The organism is Tessaracoccus sp. MC1679 (assembly GCF_014164775.1).
In the GTDB taxonomy this organism is placed as follows: Bacteria; Actinomycetota; Actinomycetes; order Propionibacteriales; family Propionibacteriaceae; genus Arachnia.
The window spans coordinates 60,734-83,763 of sequence record NZ_JACJGB010000007.1 but is presented as its reverse complement, the minus strand read 5'-3'; the positions used below and the strand labels follow the sequence as shown (position 1 = coordinate 83,763).

Here is a 23,030-nt window from a genome sequence, read left to right as displayed (position 1 = left end):
CCTGATCATGGCGGACAGACCAGACACGTCGCCGATGGTGCACGAATCGCCGGCGAAGTGGGGCGTCGCGGCACGGCTACGTGTCTCGGTGGGAGTGCAACGGCGTAGCGTGCGAGGCATGGAGATCTGGACCATCGGCCACTGGACCTGCCCGGTGGAGGAGTTCCTGCAGCCCCTGCAGGAACACGGGATCGGGCTCTTGGTCGACGTGCGCGCCCACCCCGGTTCCCGCCGGACTCCGCAGTTCGGCAGCGACGCGATGGCCCAGTGGCTGCCGGAGGCCGGCATCGGTTACCTCCACCTCGCCGAGCTGGGCGGGCGTCGTCGCAAGCAGGGGGTGGACCCGGCGGTCAACGCGGGATGGAAGAACACGAGCTTCAGGAACTACGCGGACTACACGCTGACCGAGGGATACGAGGCGGGAATCGCCCGGTTGTCGGCACTGGCCCGCGACACCCGGACTGCGGTGATGTGCGGGGAACCCATGCCGTGGAGGTGTCACCGGCTGCTGATCTCGAACACGTTGACCGCCAGGGGCTGGACCGTGTGGCACCTGATGGGCGAGGCGGCCCCGCGTCGACACCAGCTCGGCCAGTGGGGCGCCGTGCCGGTGGTCGACGAGCTGTCTCGGGTGACCTACCCCGACGACCGGCACGGCTTTGCCTGACGGCGGAACGCGCCTGCCTCATCGCGGCTCGCCTGCGCTCCAGGACAGGTGCCACGCAGAAAGGCTGGCGAGGTCGCAGGCGTGGGGACGCAACGCAGGCGTGGGGACGCAACGCAGGCGTGGGGACGCAACGCAGGCGTGGGGACGCAACGCAGGCGTGGGGACGCGCCTGCCTTATCGCGGCTCGCCTGCGCTCCAGGACAGGTGTCGCGCAGTAAGGCTGGCGAGGTCGCAGGCGAGGGGACGCAACGCAGGTGTGGGGACGTAGCGCAGGTGTGGGGACGTAGCGCAGGCGTCGCGCGTGCGAGCGGGGAACTCGACACCGCGCGGGTCAGGCGGGGGCCGACGACGCCCTCACCACCAGGTGCGGCGCGTGCGTCTCGCGCACCACCTCCCCGCCCTGCAGGATCTCAAGCGCCCGTCGGCCCATCTCGAGCCTCGGCTGGGCGATCGAACTCAGCTGGGGTCTGACGAGGCGCGCGAGGTCCGTGTCGTCGTAGCCCACCACGGCCAGCTCCGTCGGCACCGAGACCCCCGCGTCGTGGGCCGCCGCCAACAGCTGAACGGCCCCGCGGTCGTTCGACGCGAACACCGCGTCCACGCCCCGCAGCGCATCGGCGTCCAGCCCTGCCGGGGAGAGCACCGTTGCGGGCAGGCTTCGCTCCTCGACCACTCGCAGGTAGGCGTCCCGCCGCGCCAGCGCCGACGTCGACCCCGACATCTGCAGGAACGCCACCCGGGAGCGGCCACCGTCGACGAGGTGCGTGACGGCGAGCCGGCCCCCGAGCTCGTCGTCGTTGCTGATCCCGCTTACGGACTCCGGCAGCATCGCGGGACGGCCGACGACCACCACCGGCATCACCCGCGCCGCCTCGGCCAGCGCGCCGGGCGGGGTGTGCGCGGAGACGATCACCACCCCGTCGACCCCCAGCTGCACGAGCCGTCCCAGCTGCGCTGCCATCCGCTCCGAGTCCCCGCGACCGTGGCTGATCACCACCCCCAACCCCTGCTCGGCGGCCGCGTCCTCGACGCCGATCACCACGTCGGTGTGGTAGGCGTTGCCGAGGTCGGCCAGGAGCACGCCGACGAGATTGGTGCTGCCCTGCACCAGGGACCGGGCCCAGAGGTTGGACCGGTAGCCCAGTTCGTCGGCCACCCGGAGGATCCGCTCCCGGGTGGCCGGCCCCACTCCAGGGTCGTTGCGGAGCGCAACCGACACCAGGGACTTCGACACCCCGGCCGCGCGGGCCACGTCGACGATGGTGATGCGGGTCTTCATCCCCCTTGCCTACCACGTTTCTGGATCGCTCCAGCACTGTTCACCGACACGACACCTTCCCGTTACCCGGGCCCTCTAGGGTCGAACCGGAACGTTCCAGAAGTGAGGTGTCATGGGTCTGAACCGCCGTCCCGACGGGCTGCTGCTCGATTTCGGAGGGGTCATCGTCGAAACGCGCAAGCGCCCGACGGGTCCGAGGGAGGTGGCCATCCACCTGCACCGGATGCTGGCCCGTGGAGGGCACGAGCTGGACCCGGCGGCCCTTGAGCGCACCTTCCTCGCCGGCCAGCAGGCCCTCAAGCACTGGAAGCACGCGTCCTCCCGGCGTCCCGCCCCGCGGGAGATGTCGCACCGGGAGGTGGTGGGGGAGTTCCTCCTGGCAGACCTCCCCGACGGCGCCCGCGAGCTGGTGATCGCGGAGGCCTCCGAGCTGCTCGCGATGGTGTCGGTCACCATGTCGGACCACATCGTGCGGCCCGGCATTCCGGAGCTGCTCGCCTTCTGCCGCGCCGAGGGCATCGGGGTGGGGGTGGTCTCCAACGCGCACGCTGGCCTCAGCCACCGCCGGATCCTGGCGGAGCGCGGCCTCGCGGACCTCGTCGACGTGCAGGTCTACTCCGACGAGGTGGGCGTCCGCAAGCCCAACCCGCGGATGATCGAGATCGCCGCCGACGCCCTCGGCCTGGACCCGCGACGCACCTGGTACGTGGGCGACACCATGGACCGCGACGTCGCGGCCGGGCGCCGCGCAGGGGTGGGCGCGGTGCTGCTCACCCGGTCCAAGCACACCGACCATCCCCCCTTCGACATCGCGGAGCGCCCAGACGTCATCCTCGACGACCCCCGCGGCCTCCTCGACGCGCTGCGCGCCGCCTCCCGCGGACCCGCTCTTGCCTCCGTCGCCCCCCGGGAGGAGGGCCGGCCGGCGCTCCTCATCGATCACGGCGGGGTCATCTCCTCGACCGTCCCCACCCCGGCCGCCGTCGAGGACCTCGCCCGCGACATCGCCCGCCGCCTCGGCCGCATCCACGACGACGCCCCCACCGCGGAGGCCCTCCTGCGGGCCATGGCCGGCGCGCGGGAGCAGCACCGCAGCGCCAAGCGAGAGCTCGCCGCCCGGTACCGGGCCGGCCGGATCGACGACCTGCCCGAGCAGACCGCCCAACAGTTCTGGGCCCGCGTCGACGCGCTCCTCGGCGGCCGCCACACCTCCTGGCTGCTCGCCGAGGCCGACGACCTCATGGCCCGCTACGCGCAGGCCAAGACGGTGCGCTCGCTTCGCCCCGGGGTCGCGGAGCTGTTCCGTGCCTGCCGCGCGGCCGGCATGACGGTGGTGGTGGTGTCCAACACCGTCTCGGGGCGCACCGTGCGCGCCGAATGCGCCCGCCACGGCCTGGCCGACCTCGTCGCGGCCTACGTGTGCTCCGACGAGATCGGCGTCCGCAAGCCGTCGCCGGCCATCTTCCGCGAAGCACTGGCCATCGCCCAGGCCGACCCGCACCGCACCTGGTTTCTCGGCGACAAGCCCCTCAACGACGCCGAGGGCGCCCGCGCCGTCGGCATCGCCCACCGCGTCCTCGTCCGGGGTGGATCCACCGCCGACGAGGACCTGGACCGTGCCCTGACCGACGGGTCGGCGACTCGCGTCGTCGACTCCCCAGCCCACCTCATCGACCTGATCGACCGGATCGCACCCGCGATCTGACCCCGAAAGGACCACCACGATGTCCCACTCACCCGACGAGCGCGCCGGCCGGCTGCGCACCACCGGCGGCCTCCCGCAGCTGCAGACGCCCCAGAAGCTGATGATCTTCGTGCTGTCCATGGCCCTGTTCGGCCTGGCCAACATCATCCTCGAGATCATCCCCGACGTGACCATCGGCCCCGTCGACGTCTCCGTGTCCTACTTCGTCTTCGTGCCGCTGGCGATGGTGGCGCTCTTCTCCCCGCTGTGGGCCGCGCTCGGCGCCCCGCTCGGCGAGATCGTCTTCGTCGACCTCCTCATGGGCGACTTCTCCGGCCTCTCGGAGATCGAGGGCTACTTCCAGATGTTCCTCGCCCTCTACATCGCCGGCTCCCTGATCCGTAACCCGCGCAGCCGGCCGCAGATCTGGGTGGGCGCCATCCTCGTGGTGGTCATCGACAAGTTCCTCTCCGCCGTCGTCGACCTCACCAAGGTGTGGGTGGGCCTCGAGGACGCCGAGTTCGTCGAGGGCCTGCCCGAGTCAATGCTGCTCATCGAGTCGCTCGGGTTCGGCGTCGACATCCTCATCTCCGGCATCCTCTTCGGCGCCATCCCCGCGATGTGGCTCATCCCGGCGCTGCACGGCAAGATCGAGCCGCTCATGGGCGTGCGCCCACGGGTGCCAGGCGAGCCCATCCCCGGCGAGGCGCCGCGGACCGGCTGGTTCGTGGTCGTCGCCGTGGCCATGGCCATCGGTTCGGCATTCTTCGCCTTCCTCGAGTCCTGGGACATTGAGGTGGGCGTCTTCGAGGCCGAGTTCCTGGACCAGTACGGCACCAGCTTCCTGTGGGTGGGCGTGGGGGCGATCGTGCTCACCACCGTCGTCGCGGTCCTGGCCTACCGGCTGGGCACCCGCGGCGACACCCGCCCCGAGGTGGACGCCGACGAGGCGGTCCGGCTGGCCGAGGCCGATCTGCGCAAGGAGAAGGTCGACGCGTGAGCGACCCGATCATCAGAGTGTCGGACCTCAGCTTCCGCTACCCGGGAGCTGAGGCCGACACCCTGCGCAACGTCAACCTCACGATCGAGCGCGGCGACTTCGTGGCGATCGTGGGCGGCAACGGCTCGGGCAAGACCACCCTGTGTAAAACCTTCAACGGGCTCGTCCCCCACTATTGGTCCGGTGACTTCGCCGGGGAGGTCGTCGTCGACGGCGTCGACACGTTCACCTCGTCGGTCGCCGAGCTGTCGTCCAAGGTGGGCTACGTCTACCAGGACTTCCTCAACCAGCTGGTGCGCCCCACGGTCCGCGACGAGATCTCGTTCGGGCCGATCAACTTCGGCCACGACGACCATGCCGAGCGCACCGCCGAGGTGATGGACCAGCTGGACCTCGCGCCGCTGGAGAAGCGATTCACCTGGGCGCTCAGCGGCGGGCAGGCGCACGCCACTGCGCTGGCCGCGGTGCTCGCGCTGCGCCCGGACGTCGTGGTGGTCGACGAGCCGGTGGCCGAGCTCGACCCCGCCCGCGCGCACGAGATCTACCGGCAGCTGCGGCGCCTCAACGAGGAACTCGGGCTGACCGTCATCACTATCGAGCACCACGCCGAGTTCGTCGCGCAGTACGCGAAGTCCGTGGTGCTCATGGCCGACGGCGCCCCGGTCTGGCATCTGGGGATCGACGAGGCGGTGAACCGCACCGGCGAGCTGCAGCGCCACGGCATCCCGGCGCCGCAGGTGGTGCAGGTGTGTTCCGCCGTCGGCGCCGACCGCGCCCCGCGCGACGTGGCGGGAGCGGCCAATCTGTTGCGCGAGCGTGGCCTGGTGCCCGGTCCTGTCGTGGCCGAGCCGCGGCATCGGCCGCAGGAGCGCGTCGTGGCCCGCACTGTCGACCTCCATCACGGCTACCGCACGGTTGCCGGAGACATCCAGCCGGTCCTCACCGGGCTCGATCTGGAGCTGTTCGCCGGCGACAGGGTGGCGCTCGTCGGCGGCAACGGGTCCGGCAAGACCACCCTGCTCAAGCACCTCGCCGGCCTGTCGGTCCCCCGCTCGGGCGAGGTGGAGATCGACGGCGTCAACACGCGCAGCCGCACCCCCGGCAGGCTGGCGGAGATCGCCGCCTACCTCTATCAGCACCCGCAGCAGATGTTCCTCAAGGACTCGATCCGCGCCGACGTCGCGCTGTTTCCGTCGGGTCGCGCCGTCGCGGGCTGGGAGGGCCTCGTCGACGACGTGCTCAGGCGGGTGCGGCTGGACGAGTTCGCGGACCGGGACGGTCGCGGGCTGTCGGGCGGGCAGCAGCGCCGGGCCACGCTCGCCATCGGGCTGGCGATGCGCCCGAAGCTGCTCCTGCTCGACGAACCCACCTCGTCGCTGGACGTGTCGAGCCGGGAGGACGTCACCGGGATGCTGGCCGACCTGGGCCAGGTGATCGAGTGCACCGTCGTGGCCACCCACGACATGCATCTCGTGGCCGAATGGGCCAACCGGGTGATCGTCCTGGAGGCCGGGAGGGTGGCAGCCGACGTCGACCCCCGCGCCCTGTTCACCCACCCCGAGCTGATGCGGCGCGCCAGGTTGGTGCCCCCGCAGGTCGTCGCGCTGGGCGCCGAGCTGGGCATGGACCCGCTGCCGCTCAGCGTGGACGAGCTCGTCGCCGCCCTCCGCATCCCCGAACTCGTCTAGGAGCACCACCCATGGCCCGCAAGCAGCGCGACGTCCTGTCCGTCGAGTGGATCAAGCTGGAGCTGATCCGCACCGCCTACGCTACTCGCGGCGGCCTGTTCACGCGGATGGATCCGCGGGTGGTGATCGTCTGGTACCTCGTCCTGGCGTTCGTCCCCTGGTTCACGCACAACGTGACGGTGCTGGCCGGGTTGTTCCTGCTCGGCGTGGTCAGCGTGATCCTCGCCCGCGTGGGGCCGCTCGTCCTGGGGCTGTTCGTCATCGGGCTGGGCTTCGAGATCGTCTATCTGGTGGTGGCGTCGCTGCTGTTCGGCGGCAACGTCGAGACGCTCATCGCGCTGGCGGTGCTCAACCTCAAGCTCGGGGCGGTGTCGATGGCGTCGATGGCGGCGTTCGTGTCGCTGGATCCGGAGAAGCTCTCCGACGCGCTGCTCGCCTTCCGTGCCCCGCACCTGGTCACGTTCGGGGTCAGCTACGGCTACCGGATGCTGCCGATCATGGTGGAGGAGTTCACCACGGTCTTCGACGGCTACCGGCTGCGGATGGCCGCGCCGGCGCGGGCCGGGCTGCTGGGATGGCGCAACGTGTATCACTGGGGCCGGATGGCGATCCTCAGCTTCTACCCGATCTTCCTCAACACGGCGCAGAACGTGCGCACCACCGTCGAGGCGCTGGAGACGCGGGGGTTCACCTACGCGCAGGCCGACCCCCGTGGCCGGAGCCTGCGGTTGGCGTACCTGCGGGTGACGCCGTTGGATGTCGCGGTGCTGGGGGCGACGGCGCTGGCCGTGATCGCGTGCTTCTGGGCGGGCGCGGTGTGGCCTGTCTACCGCGGCTGAGCGCCGTCGGGCGGCACGAATGGCGGGGTCAACCGTGTCTCGATGCCCGTGAGGGCGTCGAGCCCGGAGTTCGACGGCGTGTCGTGCAGGGTGGGGGCGGTCGGGTCGGGCGTAGCCTGCGGGCATGGCGGGGCGAGCGACGACGATGAGGGTGCGGTCGGCGCGACGGCGGAAGCGCCGGCTGAGCGGAAAGGTCCAGGACCTCACCGCGGAGCAGTGGGCCGGATTGTGTGACGCGTGGCGCGGGTGTGCCTACTGTGGCGCCGTCGACGTGCCGCTGCAGAAGGACTGCGTGCTGCCCATCTCCCGTGGGGGCCGCTACACGGTCGACAACGTGGTGCCCGCCTGCCGGAGCTGCAACACCAGCAAGTGCAACACCGAGGTGACCGGCTGGATGCGGCGCAAGAAGCTCGACGAGGAGTCGTTCCTCGTGCGCCAGTGGGAGATCGTCGCGGTCCTCACCGACCCCCCTGCCGACTTGTCGCGGAGCGGCCCGGCGCCCGTTGGCTAGGTCGGGCCTTGACCGCCGGCCATGTCGGGTGTCACCCGACGCTCTCCTGCTGCGAGACCTCCACGGTGCCCTGGTCGGGTCCGGGCGCGGCGTCGGGGTTGCCGAACAGCAGGGCAAAGACCAGGAAGACTGCGATGACGGCAGCGGCGGCCTGGGCGTTGACGGCGGCGAATGGGGAGGCGTTCATGATGTTCCTTCGTTGTGCGGGCATGGCGGGGCCAGGCCGGGTTGTGGGTGGGCTTGCCGCCCCGGCGGGAGCCGGGGCGCGTGAGGGGCGGGCGATCAGTCGGGGGTGTCGACGATCGCCTCGGTGAGTTGGTGCGCCACGAGGGTGACTTGCCTTGCCAGGTCCTCGATGGTCGATGGGTTGATGCGCTGGACGGGGCCGCCTATGCCGATGCAACCGACCGGCGGTCCGTCCCGGCCTTCGAACACCGGCGCCGAGATCCCGCACCCCCCGGTGTGGTTCTCCTCGCTGTCGACGGCGTAGCCGAGAGAGCGGACCGTCTCCAGGTGGTCGCGAAGCAGGCCGGGATCGGTGATGGTGTGACCGGTGCGGGCAGGTAGCTCGACAGGCAGCGGGGCCAGTTCCCAGGCGAGCAGGCACTTGCCGACCGACGTGGAGTGGAGGGGCAGCAACCGGCCCTTCTCCAGCACGACACGCAGCGACTGGGCCGTCTCGATGGCGTCCACGACAAGGGCCTCTCCATCCGCGGCCACCGCCCCGTGTGCGCATTCCCCGGTCAGGCCGACGAGTTCCTGCAGGAACGGCGAGGCAAGCTGGCGAAAACGCCGCTGGGCGCTGGTGAGGCCGAACCGTGAGCGAAGCGCCGGCCCGAGCCGGTAGCCCCGGCGGGAACGTGCGGGCGCGACGGCGAACCCCTCCTTGGCGAGCGTCTGCAGGATGCGCGAGGCAGTGCTCTTGTGGACCCCCAGCTCGTAGGAGACCTGCTGAACGGAGAGGCCACGGTGTTGCAGGGCGGGGTCACTCTCCAACTCGATGAGAAGGCGGATGACGCGGAGGCCACGCTCAAGACTGCTGCGTTCGACGCCCTGCTGACTCACGTCCACCCCTCCCTCCGGGCCCGTTGTTCCGATGACTCGAGGCTAGACATCGCGCAGAGACTGCACAACCGGCACTCATGGATAGGTTGCGTAACGTGCAACATGTACCGTCCTGGACCGGAGAATTCTCAGAGCGTTGCGTTCAATGCAACTTGACGCATCCAGGTCACTCACAGGACTTGGAGTCTGGTTGTTCCGGGAGCCCTGGCGAAACCTGACCACGACCGCGCCAGCGAGCGGAGTCGCCACCAGATCCGCCTCTTCGCGTGGGCCCGACCCGCCTCCCCGCGACATTGGGTGACCGCGCAATCAAATCGTTACCTCCGCGTCCCCACACGAAACATCACGTCCACTAATGTGTCGGACGGCCCGTAGTACTCGGGGCCGCGTCACGGGTGGAAGCAGGGATCCGGATGGCAGAGATCACCGCCGTCGAAGCGCGTGACGGCGCCGTCGCGATCGCGGGCCGCACGCCGTGGCAGATCACGCGCTCGCGCCTCGCCCGCGACAAAGTCACCATCGCGGCCCTCTGCTCCACCGTCTTCTTCATTCTCCTCGCCGTCACCGCACCGCTGATGACCCAGCTCGGCTGGCTCGATCCGTACTCCTCCAACACGGACCTGGTGGGCGGCCTCGGCTCTCTACCCCTCGGACCGCTCGGGGGAGTGTCCTGGGACCACCCGATGGGCGTGGAGCCGGGCACCGGCCGCGACCTCCTCTCCCGCGTGCTCGCCGGCCTCACCGTCTCCCTCGTCGTGGCCACCAGCGCGGTCGCGGTCTCCGTGGTTCTGGGCACCGTCATCGGAATTGTCTCCGGCACCGCCGGCGGGCGCGTGGACTGGCTGTTCTCCCGCGTGATCGACTTCGTGCTCAGCTTCCCGCAGACGCTGATGCTGATCGCCCTGTCCACCATCGCGATCGACGTCATCCAGCGCTCACTCGGCACAGACCGGACCCCGGCGTCGATGCTGTTCATGATCGCGGTGATGGGCTTCTTCGGCTGGCCCTACTTCGCCCGGATCATCCGCGGGCAGGTGCTGTCACTGAAGGAACGCGAATTCGTCGAGGCCGCACGGTCGCTGGGAGCCGGGCGCGTCCGGATCTACTTCACCGAACTGCTTCCCCACCTGTGGGCGCCGATCCTGGTCTACACCACGCTGATCATGCCCCAGAACATCGCCACCGAGGCGGCACTGGGCTTCCTCGGGGTCGGCATCCAGGCGCCCACCCCGTCGTTCGGCTCGATCCTCAACGATTCGGTGCACTACGCCACCTCGGATCCGGCGTACTTCATCTTCCCGGGCGTCACCCTCTTCCTGGTGGTGCTCTCGTTCAACCTCCTCGGCGACGGCCTGCGCGACGCGCTGGATCCCAAGGCGGACCGCCAGTGACGGCCACACCCAGAACTTCCACCACATCCACCTATGAAGGAGAGCGCCAATGAGGCGTAGCAAGATCGCCGCGAGCGTCGCGGCACTGATGGCCTTGGGCCTGATCACGTCCTGCGGGTCGACACCCGAGGCAACCAGCAGCGGGTCGACGGCGGCCTCCGAGTCCGCCGCCGCCGACACTCCCACCGCCGGAGGGACCCTCAACCTGCTGATCGGCACCGCGACGGAGCACTGGGACCCGCAGCGCACCTACGTGGGCGTGGCCATCGAGTTCGGCAACCGAACGTTCAGCCGCACCCTGACCACCTGGTCGCCGGTGACCTCGAACACCGAGCAGGCCACGCTCGTCGCCGATGCCGCCACCGACACCGGCACGGTGAGCGAGGACGGCAAGACCTGGACGTTCACCCTCAAGGACGGCATCAAGTGGGAGGACGGCCAGGACGTCACCTGCGAGGACTACAAGTACGGCATCTCCCGCACCTTCGCCGTCGACGTGATCACCGGCGGCCCCAACTACGCCATCCAGTTCCTCGACATCCCGAAGAACGACGACGGCTCCTCCCAGTACGTCGGCCCCTACACCGGCACCGGCCAGGAGCTCTACGACCAGGCGGTCAGCTGTGACGGCAACACCATCACCTTCAAGCTGAGCCAGCCCGTGATGGACTTCAACTCCACGGTCACCATGACCGCCTTCGGCGCCTTCCGCGAGGACAAGGATCAGGGCGACAAGTCCAACTTCCAGATCTTCTCCAACGGCCCCTACAAGCTGGACGGCACCTGGTCCCCCAACAGCGGCGGCACCTTCGTCCGCAACGACGAGTGGGACCCGGCCACCGACGAGGTCCGCAAGGCCTACCCCGACTCCATCGTGTGGGACGAGTCCCTCACCCAGGAGACCGTCTACGAGCGCCTGATCGCCAACCAGGGTGACGACCAGAACGCCATCACCTTCGACCAGGCACCGGTCACGGCGCTGGCCAACGTGTCCACCGGCGCCGAGGGCCGCACCGACATCGTCGCCTCGCCCTACACCCGGTACCTGGTGCCGAACTACAAGTCCGATGTGATGAGCAACGACAAGGCCCGCGAGGCGCTGGCCCTGGCCACGGACCGCTCCGCCTACGTGACCGCCGTCGGCGGCGACCAGGTTGCCAAGCCGATCAACTCCCTGATCAACCCGGCCCTCGAGGCGTTCCCGGACACCCCGCTGCTCGCCGGCGAGACCGGTGACCCGGAGGCAGCCAAGGCAGCCCTCGAGGAGTCTGGCCTGACCCTGCCCGTGGCCATCAACGTGGCCTACCGGAAGAACGACACGATGGACAAGGTCTTCTCCGGCCTCAAGACGGGCTGGGACGCTGCCGGCTTCGAGACCAACCTGATCGGCATCCCGGCCGAGCAGTACTACGGCACCCTGCAGTCCCCGGACTCGGCCCCCAAGTACGACGCGTACTGGGCCGGTTGGGGCGCGGACTACCCGTCGGCCTCCACGGTGATCCCGCAGCTGCTCGACGGCAGCACGCAGATCAGCGCCGGCGGCCCCGGCCAGGACTACGGCTACTTCAACAACGACGAGTTCAACGCCGGAATCGACGAGGCCTACCAGATCGCCGATCAGGCCGAGCGCGAGGCGGCCTGGGGCCAGCTCGACGCGGCCGCCGTGACCGAGCACTTCTCGGTCATCCCGCTGATCGTGGACCAGTTCGTGTTCGTCCGCGGTAGCAATGTGCAGGGCGCCTACGTCAATGGCACCTTCACGGGCTACTACGACGTGGCGACCATCTCGGTCAAGAACTGACATAGAGCAGGAGGTGGGGGTGCGTCCACGGGCGCACCCCCACCCACGCGGAACACTAGGAGCTGGCATGTTCTACTACATCCTCAGGCGGCTGATCGCCGTCGTGGCGATGCTCTTCGTGATCACCGCGACCACCTTCGTCCTGTTCTACGCCTCACCGATCGACCCAGCCCAGTACACCTGCGGTAAGAACTGCACCCCCACCATCCTCGAGGGCAACCGCAAGGCCCTCGGCTACGACCAGCCGGTCACCGTCCAGTACGGCAAGTTCGTCGCCGGCCTGTTCGTCGGCCGCGACTTCCCGGACAACGCGGAGCTCCGCGAGTCCAACCCGGAGCAGGTCGTCCACTGTGGCGCCCCGTGCCTGGGGTACTCGCCCAGCCAGCACCGCACCATCAACGAGATGGTCGGCGAGGCCTGGCCGGTCTCACTGTCCATCGCCGTCGGGGCCTTCTCGCTCTGGATGTTCATCGGCGTCGGCGGCGGCATCCTCGCCGCGCTCAACAAGGGCCGATGGCCCGACCGCACCATCGTCGGCGCCGCCCTCGTCGGGTTCTCGCTGCCCACCTTCTTCGTCGGCCTGATCCTGCTGACCTTCCCCGCCATCAAGTGGGGCTGGGTGCCCATCCCCAACTACGTGCCGTTCTTCGAGAACCCCCTCGCCTGGGCGCACAATCTGATCCTGCCGTGGATCACGTTGGCGTTCTTCTTCGCCGCCAGCTACGTCCGGCTGACCCGCGCCTACATGATCGAGACGCTCAGCGAGGACTACATCCGCACCGCGCACGCCAAGGGCGTGACCAGGGGCCGGGTCGTGTTCAGGCACGGCCTCCGCGCCGCCACCACCCCCATCGTCACGGCGGCCGGCCTGGACCTCGGCGGCCTCCTCGGCGGCGCCATCATCACCGAGAGCGTCTTCTCCATGCACGGACTCGGCTTCCTCGCTGTGCGCTCCGTCACCAACATGGACCTGCCCACCATCGTGGCGATGGTGATGATCGTCGCTTCCTTCATCGTCATCGCGAATATGGTGGTCGACATCGCCTACGGATTCATCGACCCGAGAGTGAAGGTGGGCTGATGAGCGAACCGTTCCTTCGAGTCACCGATCTCAGGGTCAGCTTCCCCACGGACGACGGCGTGGTCAAGGCCGTCGACGGCCTCACCTTCACCCTCCACAAGGGCACCACGCTGGGCATCGTCGGCGAATCGGGCTCCGGCAAGTCCGTGACGTCGCTGGCGATCATGGGTCTCCACCGCGGCTCACGTGCCCAGGTCAGCGGCGAAATCCTGCTCGACGGGCAGGACCTGCTCACGATCTCCGACGAGGAGCTCCGCCGCCTCCGCGGACGCAAGCTCGCCATGATCTTCCAGGACCCGCTCTCGGCGATGCACCCCTACTACACCGTCGGACAGCAGCTCACCGAAGCCATCCAGGTGCACGAGAACGTCTCGAAGAAGGCCGCCCGCACCACCGTCATCGAGATGCTCGCCCGCGTCGGCATCCCGAATCCCGACAAGCGCGTGGACCAGCACCCCCACGAATTCTCCGGCGGCATGCGGCAGCGGGCCATGATCGCCATGGCGCTGATCAACAACCCCGAGCTGCTGATCGCCGACGAGCCCACCACCGCCCTCGACGTGACGGTCCAGGCCCAGATCCTGGACCTCATGCGCGGCCTCCAGCAGGAGTTCGGCTCGGCCATCATCATGATCACCCACGACCTGGGCGTGGTGGCCGAGATCGCCGACGACGTCATGGTGATGTACGGCGGCAAGGGCGTGGAGTACGCGGAGGTCGACGACGCCTTCCACCAACCCGACCACCCCTACACGTGGGGGCTGCTGACCTCCATGCCCCGCCTGGACCGGCTCAAAGCCGAGCGGCTGATGCCGATCGACGGCAACCCGCCGTCGCTGATCAACATCCCGCCCGGCTGCGCCTTCCATCCGCGCTGCACCTTCCGCGAGTACGCGGGTGTGGCGTGCGACGAGGTGGTGCCCGAGCTGCTCGAGTCCTACCCCAAGCACGATTCGCGGTGCCACATCCCCGTGGCGAGGCGCGCGGAGCTGTTCGCCGAGCAGATCCTCCCGAGGCTGTAGGAGAGTCCGATGAGCCTGTTGAACGTCACCGATCTGAAGAAGCACTTCCCCACCCACACCCAGAAGCTCATCCGCACGCCCGGCGCCCCCGTCAAGGCAGTCGACGGGCTCAGCCTCACGCTGGACTCCGGCGAGACGCTCGGCGTGGTGGGGGAGTCCGGCTGCGGCAAGTCGACGGCGGGGCGCACCATCCTCCGGCTGCTCGAGCCGACGGCGGGGACCATCGAATTCGAGGGCCGCGACGTCACCAGGGTCAAGGGCGAGGAACTGCGTCGGCTGCGTCGCGAGGTGCAGATGGTCTTCCAGGACCCGTACGGCTCGCTCAACCCTCGGCACCCGATCGGCGCGATTGTCGCGGCGCCGTTCCAGATCCAGGGCATCAAGCCGCCCGGCGGGGTGAAGCGCACGGTCCAACAGCTGATGGAGCGCGTGGGGCTGAACCCCGAGCACTACAACCGCTACCCGCACGAGTTCTCCGGGGGCCAGCGCCAGCGCATCGGCGTGGCCCGGGCGATCGCGCTCAAGCCCAAGCTGATCGTGTGCGACGAGCCGGTCTCGGCGCTTGACGTGTCCATCCAGGCGCAGGTGATCAACCTGTTGGAGGACCTGCAGGCGGAGCGGAACCTGGCCTACCTCTTCATCGCCCACGACCTGTCCGTGGTGCGCCACATCTCCGACCGGGTGCTGGTGATGTACCTGGGGAAGATGATGGAGGTGGCGGATCGCGACACCCTCTACGAGCGGCCGATGCACCCGTACACGCAGGCGCTTCTCTCCGCCGTTCCGGTTCCGGAGCCGCGGCGAGGTCGGGACCGGATCCTGCTCACAGGCGACCTGCCCAGCCCGCAGAACCCGCCGTCGGGCTGCGTGTTCCGGACCCGGTGTCCGATCGCAACCGAGCGGTGCGCCGCCGAGGCGCCGGTCCAGGCCGAGGTCGAGCCCGGCCACCTGGTGGCGTGCCACTATCCGGCGGTCCGGGTGGTGATCTAGCCCACGTCTTCCTGACGTGGTCGATTTCTTCCTTCTATGATGGAAGCATGGCGCTGAACATCAAGGATCCGCTCACAGACGACCTCGCCAGGCGGCTGGCGGCGGAGACGGGTGAGAGCATCACCGTCGCCGTGCGCGTGGCGATGGAGGAACGGCTCGAACGCTTGGAGCGGGAGCGGCGGCGGCACGGGCGCCGACCCCACCTCGGCCGCTACATCCAGCGGGCGCGCGCTCGCCGACTACTCGATTCCCGTCCAGTCGAGGAGATCCTCGGCTACGACGAGAATGGCCTGCCGCAATGATCGTCGACACCTCTGCCCTGATGGCGATCATCCTCGGTGAGCCGGACGCGGAGCAGGTCCTCGCGCTGATGGCCGACGCCAGAGACCTGGCGGTGTCCGCGGCGTCCCTCGTCGAAGCGGCCATCGTCGCGGAGGCGAAGGGCGGGCCGGAGGCGGCGGATGACCTGCAGGCACTGCTCGCGGATCTCGAATGCGCGGTCCTGCCGTTCGACGAGGAGCAGGCCATCGTCGCCGCCGAGGCCTGGCGCCGGTTCGGCAAGGGGCGTCACCCCGCCGGGCTGAACCTCGGTGACTGCTACGCGTATGCGGCGGCGAAGGTGTCGGGGTGGCCGCTGTTGTTCAAGGGCGAGGACTTCGCGCAGACGGACATCGCCGCAGCCGGGTGACCTCACCATCACGCTGCCCCAGCGTGGGGCAGTGGAGAGGATGGGTCGTCGCTTCGCCTCCAGGGCAAGGGCCTACAGCGCCAGCGTCAGGATCAGGGCCACGATCAGCGCCACGGCCATGATCGCGACCACGCCCAGCACGAGCCACACGAGCCCCCGGCCGAGGCGGTCGGCCGCCTCCGCGTCGTCACCACCGCGCGGGTCACCCACAGAGAAGCGGAGGATGGCTGCGTCGGTGGCGTCGTCGACGACGGCCCGTCCCGTTCGGTGCCCGGCGTTGGCCGTCGCCATCGCCTCGGCGATCCCCCACCGCATTCCCCGAGCGTCCTCCGGCTTCATGGCAGGAGTCAGGTGCCGGGAGCAGTCCCGCAGAAACGCCGGGGCCGCCCGGCTGCCCACGACGACCTGCGGGAACCTCGCCAGCAGGGAGGCTAGATCATCCTCGGCACCAGAACCCGGGCGCGCCATCTCGACGGCCATCGGCGCCAGTAGGTCAGGATCGTGCTCGACCATCTCCGCGAGGTACTCCACCCCCAACTGCCCGGCATGCCGGTTGCTGAGAAGCCTGCGGATGCGTCGGGTGTCGCGTTGCAGCGCCTTCGCCTGCTCGGCCGCGGTCAGCACCACCAGGCCGGGCGCGGACTCGGCCGTGAGCCCGAGGCCGTCCAGCCATGGCCGCGCCTCCCGGAGCCCCGCCACGTCCCAGCCTGTGGTGACATCCTCGGCGAGCAACAGCAGCGCGTCGGTCTCCAGCAAGCCAGGCGGCAGCATCGGGGCCTGACCCTTCCTGGCCCGCCTCCGCTCGATCCGCACCAGCTGGCCCCAGACTCCGGGCAGCTCCAGTGAGTCGACCGCCCCCCGCGACACCACCGTCGACGGGTGGCTCAGCAGCCGCTCGAGCTGATCCACGTCACCCGACAGCAGCCGCCTGGACAGGTCTCCGTCGGCCCACCGTCGTGCCTGAGGTCCGACGATGGGCCCATGGAGCAGCTGCAGCGCCTCACTCAACGACAGTGGCCGCTGCCCTTCGAGCTCCTCCAGCCACTCGGCCCAGCTCCCCGCCCGCGACCTCCGGCCGGGATACCGCCGCTCCGCCGCCTCGCCGAGCGCCCAGGCCAACCCTGTGGGGAGTGGCTCCACGTCCGGCCGGGCCCCGTCGTCGTGAGGTGCGCGCGCCGAGAAGCCGCGGAAAATGTCGCGGTGCCGCTCCCGCAGGGCCTCCGGCCACTCGCCCGAGATCACGGTCTCGCCGGCCTCGATGCGCGAGGCGGCCAGCGAGGTGGACCAGGTGTATCCCTGCGCCACGCCCTCGGGCAGGATCCGGCACAGCCACCCCAGCAGCTGATCCACCTGCCCCTGGCTCCCCGGCAGCAGAAGCACCCGGCGCGACGGGTCCAGCGCCAGCATGCCTGCCAGGGCCCGTTCCACCTCCTGGCCCGGCGCCTTCAGGGTGGTGCGCGGGCGGACCGTCGGGCCGGGCAGGAGCCAACCGTCGCGCCGCACCACCGGCAGCGATCCGGGCAGGCAGTCCATCAGGGTGCCGCCGTCGGACAGGGCGGCGAGCTGGACGGTTCCGGCGGGACCGTAGTGACCCCCCGACCCCTGGACGACGACGACCCATGAGCCCACCCGCGGCGAGTAGCGGTAGGTGGTCACCGCGATCCCCGGCGCGTCAGGGGAGCCGGCGACGGCGAGCTGCGGGTACAGCGGTTCGAGCGCCGCGAACTCGGCCGCGACCTGGGGCGGGAGGGACGGGGAGCTGCGCTCCGGGTCCGGGCGGAAGCCGCCTCCGCGGTCCGAGCGGGTGGAGACGAGCCAGGCCTGGGTCGTCATCCGGGCTCCTGGAACAGCACCGTCATCAGATGCAGCAGCCCGGCGTTGGACGGGATCATCGCATCAGGGTCGCCGACCTGGCGGACCCGGCCGTCCGGCGTGACGAACTCGCGCGTGCAGGTCAGGACGAAGCGGATCGCCGCGGTGCCGTTGAGCGTCGAGACCAGGTTCCTGCCGAAGTCGGCGCCGAGCAGGGCGGAGGCGAGGACGGCGGTGACGACGTCGCGGGCCTGGAGGACGGACCCGTCGGCGCCGGCGAACCAGTACCGCTCGGAGGTCTCGACGGCGACCTCCAGCCCGCCGACGCGCAGCGGCGCGAAGGCGTCCGTGGCCACCAGCCCCCAGAAGTTCGACGGATCCCCGAAGTGGCCCAGGACGGCCAGCGCAACCTCGTTGGCCACCCTGGCGCGCTCATAGCGGTCGCTGTCCTTGAGCACTCCACCCAGCAGTTGGCGCGCGGAGGCCGTCATGAACTCCGGGTCGTAGTGGTTCACCGCCGCCAGAACCGCATCCGCGGCAGCGCCCTTGAACTCCCTGGCCGACTCGGGCCGACGGAAGGCCCACGCCCAGCGCCTCAGCGCGTCCGGTTCACCGGGGGCTACGGGCTGCCGGGCGAGAGCACTGTGGATCGCGTCGGACTTGGACACCGCGATGGACAGCTTCGCGTGGCCCATGGCCGTGAGCTCGCCGTCGCTCATCAACAGCACCGAGTGCAGCAACTCGTGGGCCTGCTGGCGGGTGGACATGAACACGTGCCCGGGCTGGCTGCCCCGGACCCGCGAGGACGCCAACCGCTCGGCTTCGCTCAGCTGGTGATACACCGACGAGAGCGACAGCGAGTCGAGGACGCCGAGGAAGTGATGCGAGTAGTTGAGCTGAGCTCGCTCGCTGCGGCCCAGCTTCACCCCGCCGTCGCCGAGGTCGGTCAACCTGTCGATGATCTCGCCGGGGAGATCCACCAGAGCGGTGGTGACCTGCCGCCCGCCATGCGTGCTGCGGAACAGGTACGGGGCCCTCGTGCTGCCCCAGATGCGGGCCCGGTACTCGATGCTGGCGGGATCCGGATTCTCCAGCAGCAGCGCCTGCCGCAGGACGTGCTCCAGCTTGTCCGGGGCCGCGACATCGTCGCTCACCGCGCCCAGGTAGGCGGTGAGCCGTTGCCGTGCGGTCTCGCGGTAGTCGGCCGTCGGTTCGATGCTCCCGGTGGTGAACCGCTGCCCCATCTCCGGGGTCAGCACGCGCCGCACCTGACGCTCCTGCCCGGGCGCGATCTCGGGTGCCCCCAGGTGCGACGGCGGCAGCACCTCCTGCCACAGCCCGCGCGCGAGCTGAGACTTGCCCCCGCCGGTGGATCCCAGGATCTGCACGACGGTGGGGTCATCGGTGGCGTCGGGGCGGGGCTGGTCGCGGGTGGTGGTCCCGATGATGGCCTTGATGAGGCGCATGACGATGTTGGGGGGCGGCGCCTGGGCCGCCGTGACCCGGCGCATGTGGCCGTAGCGGCAGATCTCCCACCGGTCGGTGACAGCGTCGCGGGGGAGCATCGTGCCGAGCACGATGTCGCGGTGGCGCAGCCGGTACGAGCCGCCGTCGGGCCTGCTGCTGACCTCCAGCACCAGCCAGTCGCCCTCCTCGGCGCTGCACAGCAGACATGCGCGCCCCATCAGCTCACCGACCCCCACAGCCAGAAGACGAGCAGCAGGACCAGGAAGGTGGCGACCGCGCTGACGACGGTCACCATCGTGGAGATCCGCTGCAGCTGCCGGTCCACGTCGTCGAGGTAGGTCGACAGGCGCACCGTCACCGGATCCGAGCGCCGACCCGTCCGCCCGGTGAGCGCGCCGAGCTCATCGCGGGTGAGCTCGAAGGGGGTGACCAGTCCCATGACGAATGCGGTCAGCCGCTCTATCACTTCCCCAGCACCGCCAGAACCCCCATCATCGCCAGCAGGATCGCGGCGCCCACCCCGATGGCCACCCCGATGAGGAGCGCGCGCGTGACCCGCTCCTTCACCGTGGCGGTCACCGCCGCCCTGACCACCTCGTCGTAGGCGGCCTGGGGCCGGTGGACGCTGGAGCGGAGGGCCCGCTTGGACTGCTCCGCCACGACGAGGTGGGCCGCCGGGATGCCGGTCGGGGCGCGGACGGCTTCCACGCGCGCCGGGTCGATCCGGGTGTCGCCGCGCACCGCGGGGGTGGTGGCGCCGCCGTCGACGATCGTGATCTCCTCCTGCGCGGCCCTCGCCGTCGAGATCGCCGCCGCCATGTCGTCGGCGGTGTCGAAGCGGTCCTCGCGCTGGGGCTGCAGCGCCTTCAACACCACGCCGTCGAGGAGCTCCAGGCCGGGATCGTCCGCCCGCAGGCTCGGTGGGACGACGGCGGGGCGCGCCCCGGTGGACGCCTCGAGCGCCCCGAACGGGAGCGACCCGGTGAGCATCTTGTACATCAGGCAGCCCACGGAGTAGATGTCCGAGCGTGCATCCAACGGCTGGCCCAGGAGTTGCTCCGGCGAGGCGTACTGCGGGCTGCCCGGCTGGAGGCCGGTGAGGGTGACCGGTGCATCGGAGGAGGACTTGGCGATGCCGAGGTCGATGATGGTGACCCGGCCGTCGCCGTCGATCATCACATTGCTGGGTTTGATGTCGCGGTGGAGGATCACCTGCGGGTCCGCGTGCATCGCTTGCAGGCCGGCCAGCACCTGGAGGGTGATGTCCACCACCGCCTCCGCGGTGAATCGTCGGGTGACCTTCAGCTTCTCCTGGAGCGTCTCGCCCCGGACGTGGTCCATGACGATGTAGGGGTGGTCCTCGTGGGGCCCGGCCCACGGCGCGGGGCCGGTTCCGGCGTCGCGGACCCGCACGACGTTGGGATGTTCGATGCGCGAGAGGAGGGCCCGCTCCCTATGGAGCCTGGCCCTGAAGGCGCCGTCGACGCTCATGGCGCCGGTGGGGAACTTCACCGCGACCATGTCGCCCTGCTGGCGGTCCGCGCCCGTGTACACGTGGGCCATGCCGCCCCGCTTGGGCACCTCGTCGGTCAGCTCGTAGCGGTCCGCGACGACGAAGCCGGCGTGCTCCGTCATGTCGGCCCCCTGGGTGGTCTGGAAGTGCGGTCTCCGCCTCGATGGTACCGCCGTGGGCCAGCGCCCCTCGCAGGAACACCGGGCCGCGACGGGTGTCCGACCCGGGGCGCGATGGAGCGCGGCCGGTGCCCGCTGCGCGGGAGGCGCCTGCGTTAGCTCTGGCCGCCTGAGCTACAGCGCGGGCGGCTGAACGCGACACAGGCGCCTCCGGGGCGCCAGCACTGTAGTACAGGCGTCGGGACGGAGGGCAGGCGTCGGGACGGAGCGCAGGCGTCGGGACGGAGCGCAGGCGTCGGGACGGAGCGCAGGCGTCGGCCAACGACGACGACTCGATTCGCGACGGCCTGCAGCGGTGGTCGTCCCACCAGTTCGCCCTCTCCGACGGAGACGAGCTCACGTTCGACCCCGCGGCCCTCGACCGCACGCCGGTGGAGTACCGGACCTGGTTCCAGGTTGCGGTGCACGAGATCGGCTGAACCCGGACGGCGCCCACCGCTGCGACGACCGGTGCTTGGATCGCGTGGTCGCGGATATCGGTCAATCGCAGCGGGGTGAAGCTCAGCGGCGCCCCCAGAACGCGTCCTCGTTGGCACCGTCTTCGGAGAACAGATGCACAGCGATGATCTGTCCGTCCCGGATGGTCAGGAGGTCCACCCCGGCCATGTCCATCGACGTGTCGGCGCGTGTCCCGCTGAAGCGGACCGGAACCGCAACAAGTTCGCCGTTCGCCATCGCGGGCCCGGTCACGACAAGCTGGAAACTGCCGGCGCTCACGTCCATCATCCCGCCCAGCAGGGACCCCACACCGTCGATGCCGGTGTGGTCGCCTGAGAACTGGTTCGCCCCCGGCTGGTGCCACACCACCTGCGGGCTCATCAGGCCCATCGCCGTGGGCACGTCACCTCTTCCCAGTGCCTCGAAGTAGGCGGCGGCGACGGCGGCTGGAGCATTGTTGTTCATCGGATGATCCTTGTCTCGGGGGGTGCGTGAGATCAAGGTAACGATTGGTAACCTGTTACCTCAACGTAACCGTCAGGAGTGGATGACGATGGACCAGCCGCCTCAGTGGAATGTGATGGTCGCAACGTGCCCGTCGCGCACCTCGTTGGCGCGCATCGCGAACAAATGGACCGCGATGACCGTGATCGCCCTCAGCGACGGTCGCCTGCGTTTCGGGGAGATTCGGCGGGCCGTGGACGGAATCAGCGGGAAGGTCCTGGCCGACACGCTGCGAGACCTTGAGCGCGACGGGATCGTCTCCAGAACCGCCTACGATCAGATGCCCCCGCGAGTCGAATACGAGCTCACCACTCTCGGGCAAACCCTGCGGGACCCCCTCGCCGCTCTGGGCCTGTGGGCCGAGACGCACATCGCGGAGGTTGAAGCAGCCAGAGACGCTTACGACCAGAAGGCTTGAGCCCTTCCACCCGAATCGGCGGAAACGGTTTCGGTGGTCGTCCGCCTCCCAGTTCGGGACCCGACTCCGCGACATCCACGGACCCAGGTCGAGGACTGACGAACAGGCTCTTTTGTAGCCCGGCGCACCCTCCGCCCGATCAACCGTCGCGCGTGCGGGGGCCGCGATCGGAGCAGCCGTTGCCCGCCCGCGCCGTTGTTCGCACAATGGCCCGAGGGCGCCGTCGCCCCAGGGACGAAGGGGGAACAATGACCGACTTCTACAGAGCAGCCCCGGGCGAGACATCCCCGCCGATTCCCGACGGGCCACAGCTATGCAACGGGACCGCCGACATGCGCGTGGTGCACAACGCGTTTCTGTACGGGTACACCGACGCCCCGGCGCTGATCCGCTCCACCACCGCGTGGGACTCGCGACGCTCCGAGTTCGTGGGTCACTACATCGCGGAGATCGACGCTACCCTGCACACGCACCACGAGTCCGAGGACGAGCTCCTGTGGGACCGCCTCGAGCAACGCGCGCCGGGCTGTGCGCTGCACGTGGGGCAGATGCGGGCTCATCACGCGGAGGTGTCGCGGCTTCTCGCGAAGGCGGCGCCGCTGCTCACCGCCTGGCGGGCGAGCGCCGACCCGAAGTACGGAGCGGAACTCGCCGACGCCTACGAGGAACTGCTGAGCGTGCTCAAGGTCCACCTCCGCCGCGAGGTCGTCGAGGTGGTGCCCGTGGCCGAGAAGGTGATCACGGCCGAGGAGTGGAAGCACCTCGGCGACCACTCGATGGACGCCATCCCGAAGTCGCGGCTCCTTGTCCAGTTGGGCATGATGCTGGCTGCCTCGCCTGGGGAGTCGCGGCAGATGTTCGACGAGCTGCCGATGCCGATCAGGTTCATGTATCGCCTCGTCGGTAGGCGCCAGTTCGAGCGCCAGTTCCGCGAGCTCTTCCCTGGCCGCCCCGTCCCGCAGACCTGACACATCCCGCGTCCGCGGACCCGGG

The 23,030-nt window shown here is 69.8% G+C and carries 23 protein-coding genes; 15 read left to right on the top strand and 8 right to left on the bottom strand.

The window, feature by feature from the left end; genetic code table 11:
* Nucleotides 1-118 precede the first annotated feature (118 nt).
* Nucleotides 119-667 carry a DUF488 family protein gene (locus tag H5398_RS12715; RefSeq protein ID WP_182781225.1) on the top strand — a complete coding sequence of 183 codons (549 nt, stop codon included), beginning with the start codon at nucleotides 119-121 and terminating at the stop codon, nucleotides 665-667.
* A gap of 331 nt (nucleotides 668-998) precedes the next feature.
* On the opposite strand, the gene H5398_RS12710 is transcribed toward H5398_RS12715, so the two are convergent.
* Complete coding sequence (locus H5398_RS12710) at nucleotides 999-1,946, bottom strand: LacI family DNA-binding transcriptional regulator (RefSeq protein ID WP_182800248.1); 948 nt, start codon at nucleotides 1,944-1,946, stop codon at nucleotides 999-1,001.
* 112 nt (nucleotides 1,947-2,058) lie between these two features.
* On the opposite strand from H5398_RS12710, the gene H5398_RS12705 reads away from it, so the two are divergent.
* The 5 genes from H5398_RS12705 (at nucleotide 2,059) to H5398_RS12685 (ending at nucleotide 7,668) form a co-directional block, all read left to right on the top strand.
* Complete coding sequence (locus tag H5398_RS12705; protein ID WP_182800247.1) at nucleotides 2,059-3,651, top strand: HAD family hydrolase; 1,593 nt, start codon at nucleotides 2,059-2,061, stop codon at nucleotides 3,649-3,651.
* A 19-nt stretch (nucleotides 3,652-3,670) separates the two neighbouring features.
* Nucleotides 3,671-4,630, top strand: coding sequence for a hypothetical protein (locus H5398_RS12700; RefSeq protein ID WP_220489426.1), 960 nt, complete (start codon nucleotides 3,671-3,673; stop codon nucleotides 4,628-4,630).
* Nucleotides 4,627-6,318 (top strand): ATP-binding cassette domain-containing protein, encoded by a 1,692-nt coding sequence (locus H5398_RS12695; RefSeq protein ID WP_182800246.1) that lies wholly within the window; start codon nucleotides 4,627-4,629, stop codon nucleotides 6,316-6,318. Before H5398_RS12700 ends, H5398_RS12695 begins: the two co-directional genes overlap by 4 nt.
* A gap of 11 nt (nucleotides 6,319-6,329) precedes the next feature.
* Nucleotides 6,330-7,157: an energy-coupling factor transporter transmembrane protein EcfT gene (locus H5398_RS12690; RefSeq protein ID WP_182800245.1), complete on the top strand. Its 828-nt coding sequence runs from the start codon at nucleotides 6,330-6,332 to the stop codon at nucleotides 7,155-7,157.
* 124 nt (nucleotides 7,158-7,281) lie between these two features.
* Entirely contained in the window at nucleotides 7,282-7,668 is a 387-nt protein-coding gene (locus H5398_RS12685; protein WP_182800244.1) for an HNH endonuclease, read from the top strand.
* Nucleotides 7,669-7,699: 31 nt separating this feature from the next.
* Here the strand turns inward: H5398_RS12685 and H5398_RS12680 are convergent, their stop codons facing one another.
* Together H5398_RS12680 and H5398_RS17845 are read right to left on the bottom strand one after the other, a co-directional pair.
* Nucleotides 7,700-7,855, bottom strand: coding sequence for a hypothetical protein (locus tag H5398_RS12680; protein WP_182781230.1), 156 nt, complete (start codon nucleotides 7,853-7,855; stop codon nucleotides 7,700-7,702).
* 95 nt (nucleotides 7,856-7,950) lie between these two features.
* Nucleotides 7,951-8,733 carry an IclR family transcriptional regulator gene (locus H5398_RS17845; RefSeq protein ID WP_182800243.1) on the bottom strand — a complete coding sequence of 261 codons (783 nt, stop codon included), beginning with the start codon at nucleotides 8,731-8,733 and terminating at the stop codon, nucleotides 7,951-7,953.
* Between the two features lie 413 nt (nucleotides 8,734-9,146).
* Between H5398_RS17845 and H5398_RS12670 the strand changes: the two genes are divergently transcribed.
* From H5398_RS12670 to H5398_RS12640, 7 genes are all read left to right on the top strand, one after another.
* Nucleotides 9,147-10,124, top strand: coding sequence for an ABC transporter permease (locus H5398_RS12670; RefSeq protein WP_182781232.1), 978 nt, complete (start codon nucleotides 9,147-9,149; stop codon nucleotides 10,122-10,124).
* Nucleotides 10,125-10,173: 49 nt separating this feature from the next.
* The gene (locus H5398_RS12665; protein ID WP_182800242.1) at nucleotides 10,174-11,925 is read left to right on the top strand and encodes an ABC transporter substrate-binding protein; all 1,752 of its coding nucleotides are present in this window, start codon (nucleotides 10,174-10,176) and stop codon (nucleotides 11,923-11,925) included.
* A gap of 67 nt (nucleotides 11,926-11,992) precedes the next feature.
* A complete protein-coding gene (locus H5398_RS12660; RefSeq protein ID WP_182800241.1) occupies nucleotides 11,993-13,006 on the top strand; it encodes an ABC transporter permease in 1,014 nt (337 codons plus the stop codon).
* The gene (locus H5398_RS12655; RefSeq protein WP_182800240.1) at nucleotides 13,006-14,028 is read left to right on the top strand and encodes an ABC transporter ATP-binding protein; all 1,023 of its coding nucleotides are present in this window, start codon (nucleotides 13,006-13,008) and stop codon (nucleotides 14,026-14,028) included. Before H5398_RS12660 ends, H5398_RS12655 begins: the two co-directional genes overlap by 1 nt.
* Before the next feature lie 9 nt (nucleotides 14,029-14,037).
* On the top strand, nucleotides 14,038-15,018 hold the full coding sequence (locus H5398_RS12650; protein WP_182800239.1) for an ABC transporter ATP-binding protein: 981 nt from the start codon (nucleotides 14,038-14,040) through the stop codon (nucleotides 15,016-15,018).
* 47 nt (nucleotides 15,019-15,065) lie between these two features.
* Nucleotides 15,066-15,320, top strand: coding sequence for a type II toxin-antitoxin system VapB family antitoxin (locus H5398_RS12645; protein WP_182800238.1), 255 nt, complete (start codon nucleotides 15,066-15,068; stop codon nucleotides 15,318-15,320).
* On the top strand, nucleotides 15,317-15,706 hold the full coding sequence (locus H5398_RS12640) for a type II toxin-antitoxin system VapC family toxin (RefSeq protein ID WP_182800237.1): 390 nt from the start codon (nucleotides 15,317-15,319) through the stop codon (nucleotides 15,704-15,706). The genes H5398_RS12645 and H5398_RS12640 overlap by 4 nt, the downstream gene beginning before the upstream one ends.
* Before the next feature lie 72 nt (nucleotides 15,707-15,778).
* On the opposite strand, the gene H5398_RS12635 is transcribed toward H5398_RS12640, so the two are convergent.
* From H5398_RS12635 to H5398_RS12615, 5 genes are all read right to left on the bottom strand, one after another.
* The gene (locus tag H5398_RS12635) at nucleotides 15,779-17,539 is read right to left on the bottom strand and encodes a hypothetical protein (RefSeq protein ID WP_182800236.1); all 1,761 of its coding nucleotides are present in this window, start codon (nucleotides 17,537-17,539) and stop codon (nucleotides 15,779-15,781) included.
* On the bottom strand, nucleotides 17,536-19,203 hold the full coding sequence (locus tag H5398_RS12630; protein WP_182800235.1) for a hypothetical protein: 1,668 nt from the start codon (nucleotides 19,201-19,203) through the stop codon (nucleotides 17,536-17,538). Before H5398_RS12630 ends, H5398_RS12635 begins: the two co-directional genes overlap by 4 nt.
* Nucleotides 19,203-19,424, bottom strand: a complete 222-nt coding sequence (locus tag H5398_RS12625) for a hypothetical protein (protein WP_182781241.1) — start codon at nucleotides 19,422-19,424, stop codon at nucleotides 19,203-19,205. The genes H5398_RS12630 and H5398_RS12625 overlap by 1 nt, the downstream gene beginning before the upstream one ends.
* A 23-nt stretch (nucleotides 19,425-19,447) precedes the next feature.
* Nucleotides 19,448-20,620: a serine/threonine-protein kinase gene (locus tag H5398_RS12620; RefSeq protein WP_182800234.1), complete on the bottom strand. Its 1,173-nt coding sequence runs from the start codon at nucleotides 20,618-20,620 to the stop codon at nucleotides 19,448-19,450.
* 558 nt (nucleotides 20,621-21,178) lie between these two features.
* Complete coding sequence (locus H5398_RS12615) at nucleotides 21,179-21,580, bottom strand: nuclear transport factor 2 family protein (protein WP_182800233.1); 402 nt, start codon at nucleotides 21,578-21,580, stop codon at nucleotides 21,179-21,181.
* A gap of 88 nt (nucleotides 21,581-21,668) precedes the next feature.
* On the opposite strand from H5398_RS12615, the gene H5398_RS12610 reads away from it, so the two are divergent.
* A complete protein-coding gene (locus H5398_RS12610; protein ID WP_182781244.1) occupies nucleotides 21,669-22,037 on the top strand; it encodes a helix-turn-helix domain-containing protein in 369 nt (122 codons plus the stop codon).
* 248 nt (nucleotides 22,038-22,285) lie between these two features.
* On the top strand, nucleotides 22,286-23,005 hold the full coding sequence (locus H5398_RS12605) for a hemerythrin domain-containing protein (protein WP_182800232.1): 720 nt from the start codon (nucleotides 22,286-22,288) through the stop codon (nucleotides 23,003-23,005).
* The last annotated feature ends 25 nt before the right edge of the window (nucleotides 23,006-23,030 follow it).

Coding starts and splice junctions, on each gene's coding strand:
- H5398_RS12715 (WP_182781225.1), top strand. CDS start 119: ATGGAGATCTGGACCATCGGCCACTGGACCTGCCCGGTGGAGGAGTTC.
- H5398_RS12710 (WP_182800248.1), bottom strand. CDS start 1,946: ATGAAGACCCGCATCACCATCGTCGACGTGGCCCGCGCGGCCGGGGTG.
- H5398_RS12705 (WP_182800247.1), top strand. CDS start 2,059: ATGGGTCTGAACCGCCGTCCCGACGGGCTGCTGCTCGATTTCGGAGGG.
- H5398_RS12700 (WP_220489426.1), top strand. CDS start 3,671: ATGTCCCACTCACCCGACGAGCGCGCCGGCCGGCTGCGCACCACCGGC.
- H5398_RS12690 (WP_182800245.1), top strand. CDS start 6,330: ATGGCCCGCAAGCAGCGCGACGTCCTGTCCGTCGAGTGGATCAAGCTG.
- H5398_RS12685 (WP_182800244.1), top strand. CDS start 7,282: ATGGCGGGGCGAGCGACGACGATGAGGGTGCGGTCGGCGCGACGGCGG.
- H5398_RS12680 (WP_182781230.1), bottom strand. CDS start 7,855: ATGAACGCCTCCCCATTCGCCGCCGTCAACGCCCAGGCCGCCGCTGCC.
- H5398_RS12670 (WP_182781232.1), top strand. CDS start 9,147: ATGGCAGAGATCACCGCCGTCGAAGCGCGTGACGGCGCCGTCGCGATC.
- H5398_RS12665 (WP_182800242.1), top strand. CDS start 10,174: ATGAGGCGTAGCAAGATCGCCGCGAGCGTCGCGGCACTGATGGCCTTG.
- H5398_RS12660 (WP_182800241.1), top strand. CDS start 11,993: ATGTTCTACTACATCCTCAGGCGGCTGATCGCCGTCGTGGCGATGCTC.
- H5398_RS12655 (WP_182800240.1), top strand. CDS start 13,006: ATGAGCGAACCGTTCCTTCGAGTCACCGATCTCAGGGTCAGCTTCCCC.
- H5398_RS12650 (WP_182800239.1), top strand. CDS start 14,038: ATGAGCCTGTTGAACGTCACCGATCTGAAGAAGCACTTCCCCACCCAC.
- H5398_RS12645 (WP_182800238.1), top strand. CDS start 15,066: ATGGCGCTGAACATCAAGGATCCGCTCACAGACGACCTCGCCAGGCGG.
- H5398_RS12640 (WP_182800237.1), top strand. CDS start 15,317: ATGATCGTCGACACCTCTGCCCTGATGGCGATCATCCTCGGTGAGCCG.
- H5398_RS12635 (WP_182800236.1), bottom strand. CDS start 17,539: ATGACGACCCAGGCCTGGCTCGTCTCCACCCGCTCGGACCGCGGAGGC.
- H5398_RS12630 (WP_182800235.1), bottom strand. CDS start 19,203: ATGGGGCGCGCATGTCTGCTGTGCAGCGCCGAGGAGGGCGACTGGCTG.
- H5398_RS12625 (WP_182781241.1), bottom strand. CDS start 19,424: ATGGGACTGGTCACCCCCTTCGAGCTCACCCGCGATGAGCTCGGCGCG.
- H5398_RS12620 (WP_182800234.1), bottom strand. CDS start 20,620: ATGACGGAGCACGCCGGCTTCGTCGTCGCGGACCGCTACGAGCTGACC.
- H5398_RS12615 (WP_182800233.1), bottom strand. CDS start 21,580: ATGAACAACAATGCTCCAGCCGCCGTCGCCGCCGCCTACTTCGAGGCA.
- H5398_RS12610 (WP_182781244.1), top strand. CDS start 21,669: ATGGACCAGCCGCCTCAGTGGAATGTGATGGTCGCAACGTGCCCGTCG.
- H5398_RS12605 (WP_182800232.1), top strand. CDS start 22,286: ATGACCGACTTCTACAGAGCAGCCCCGGGCGAGACATCCCCGCCGATT.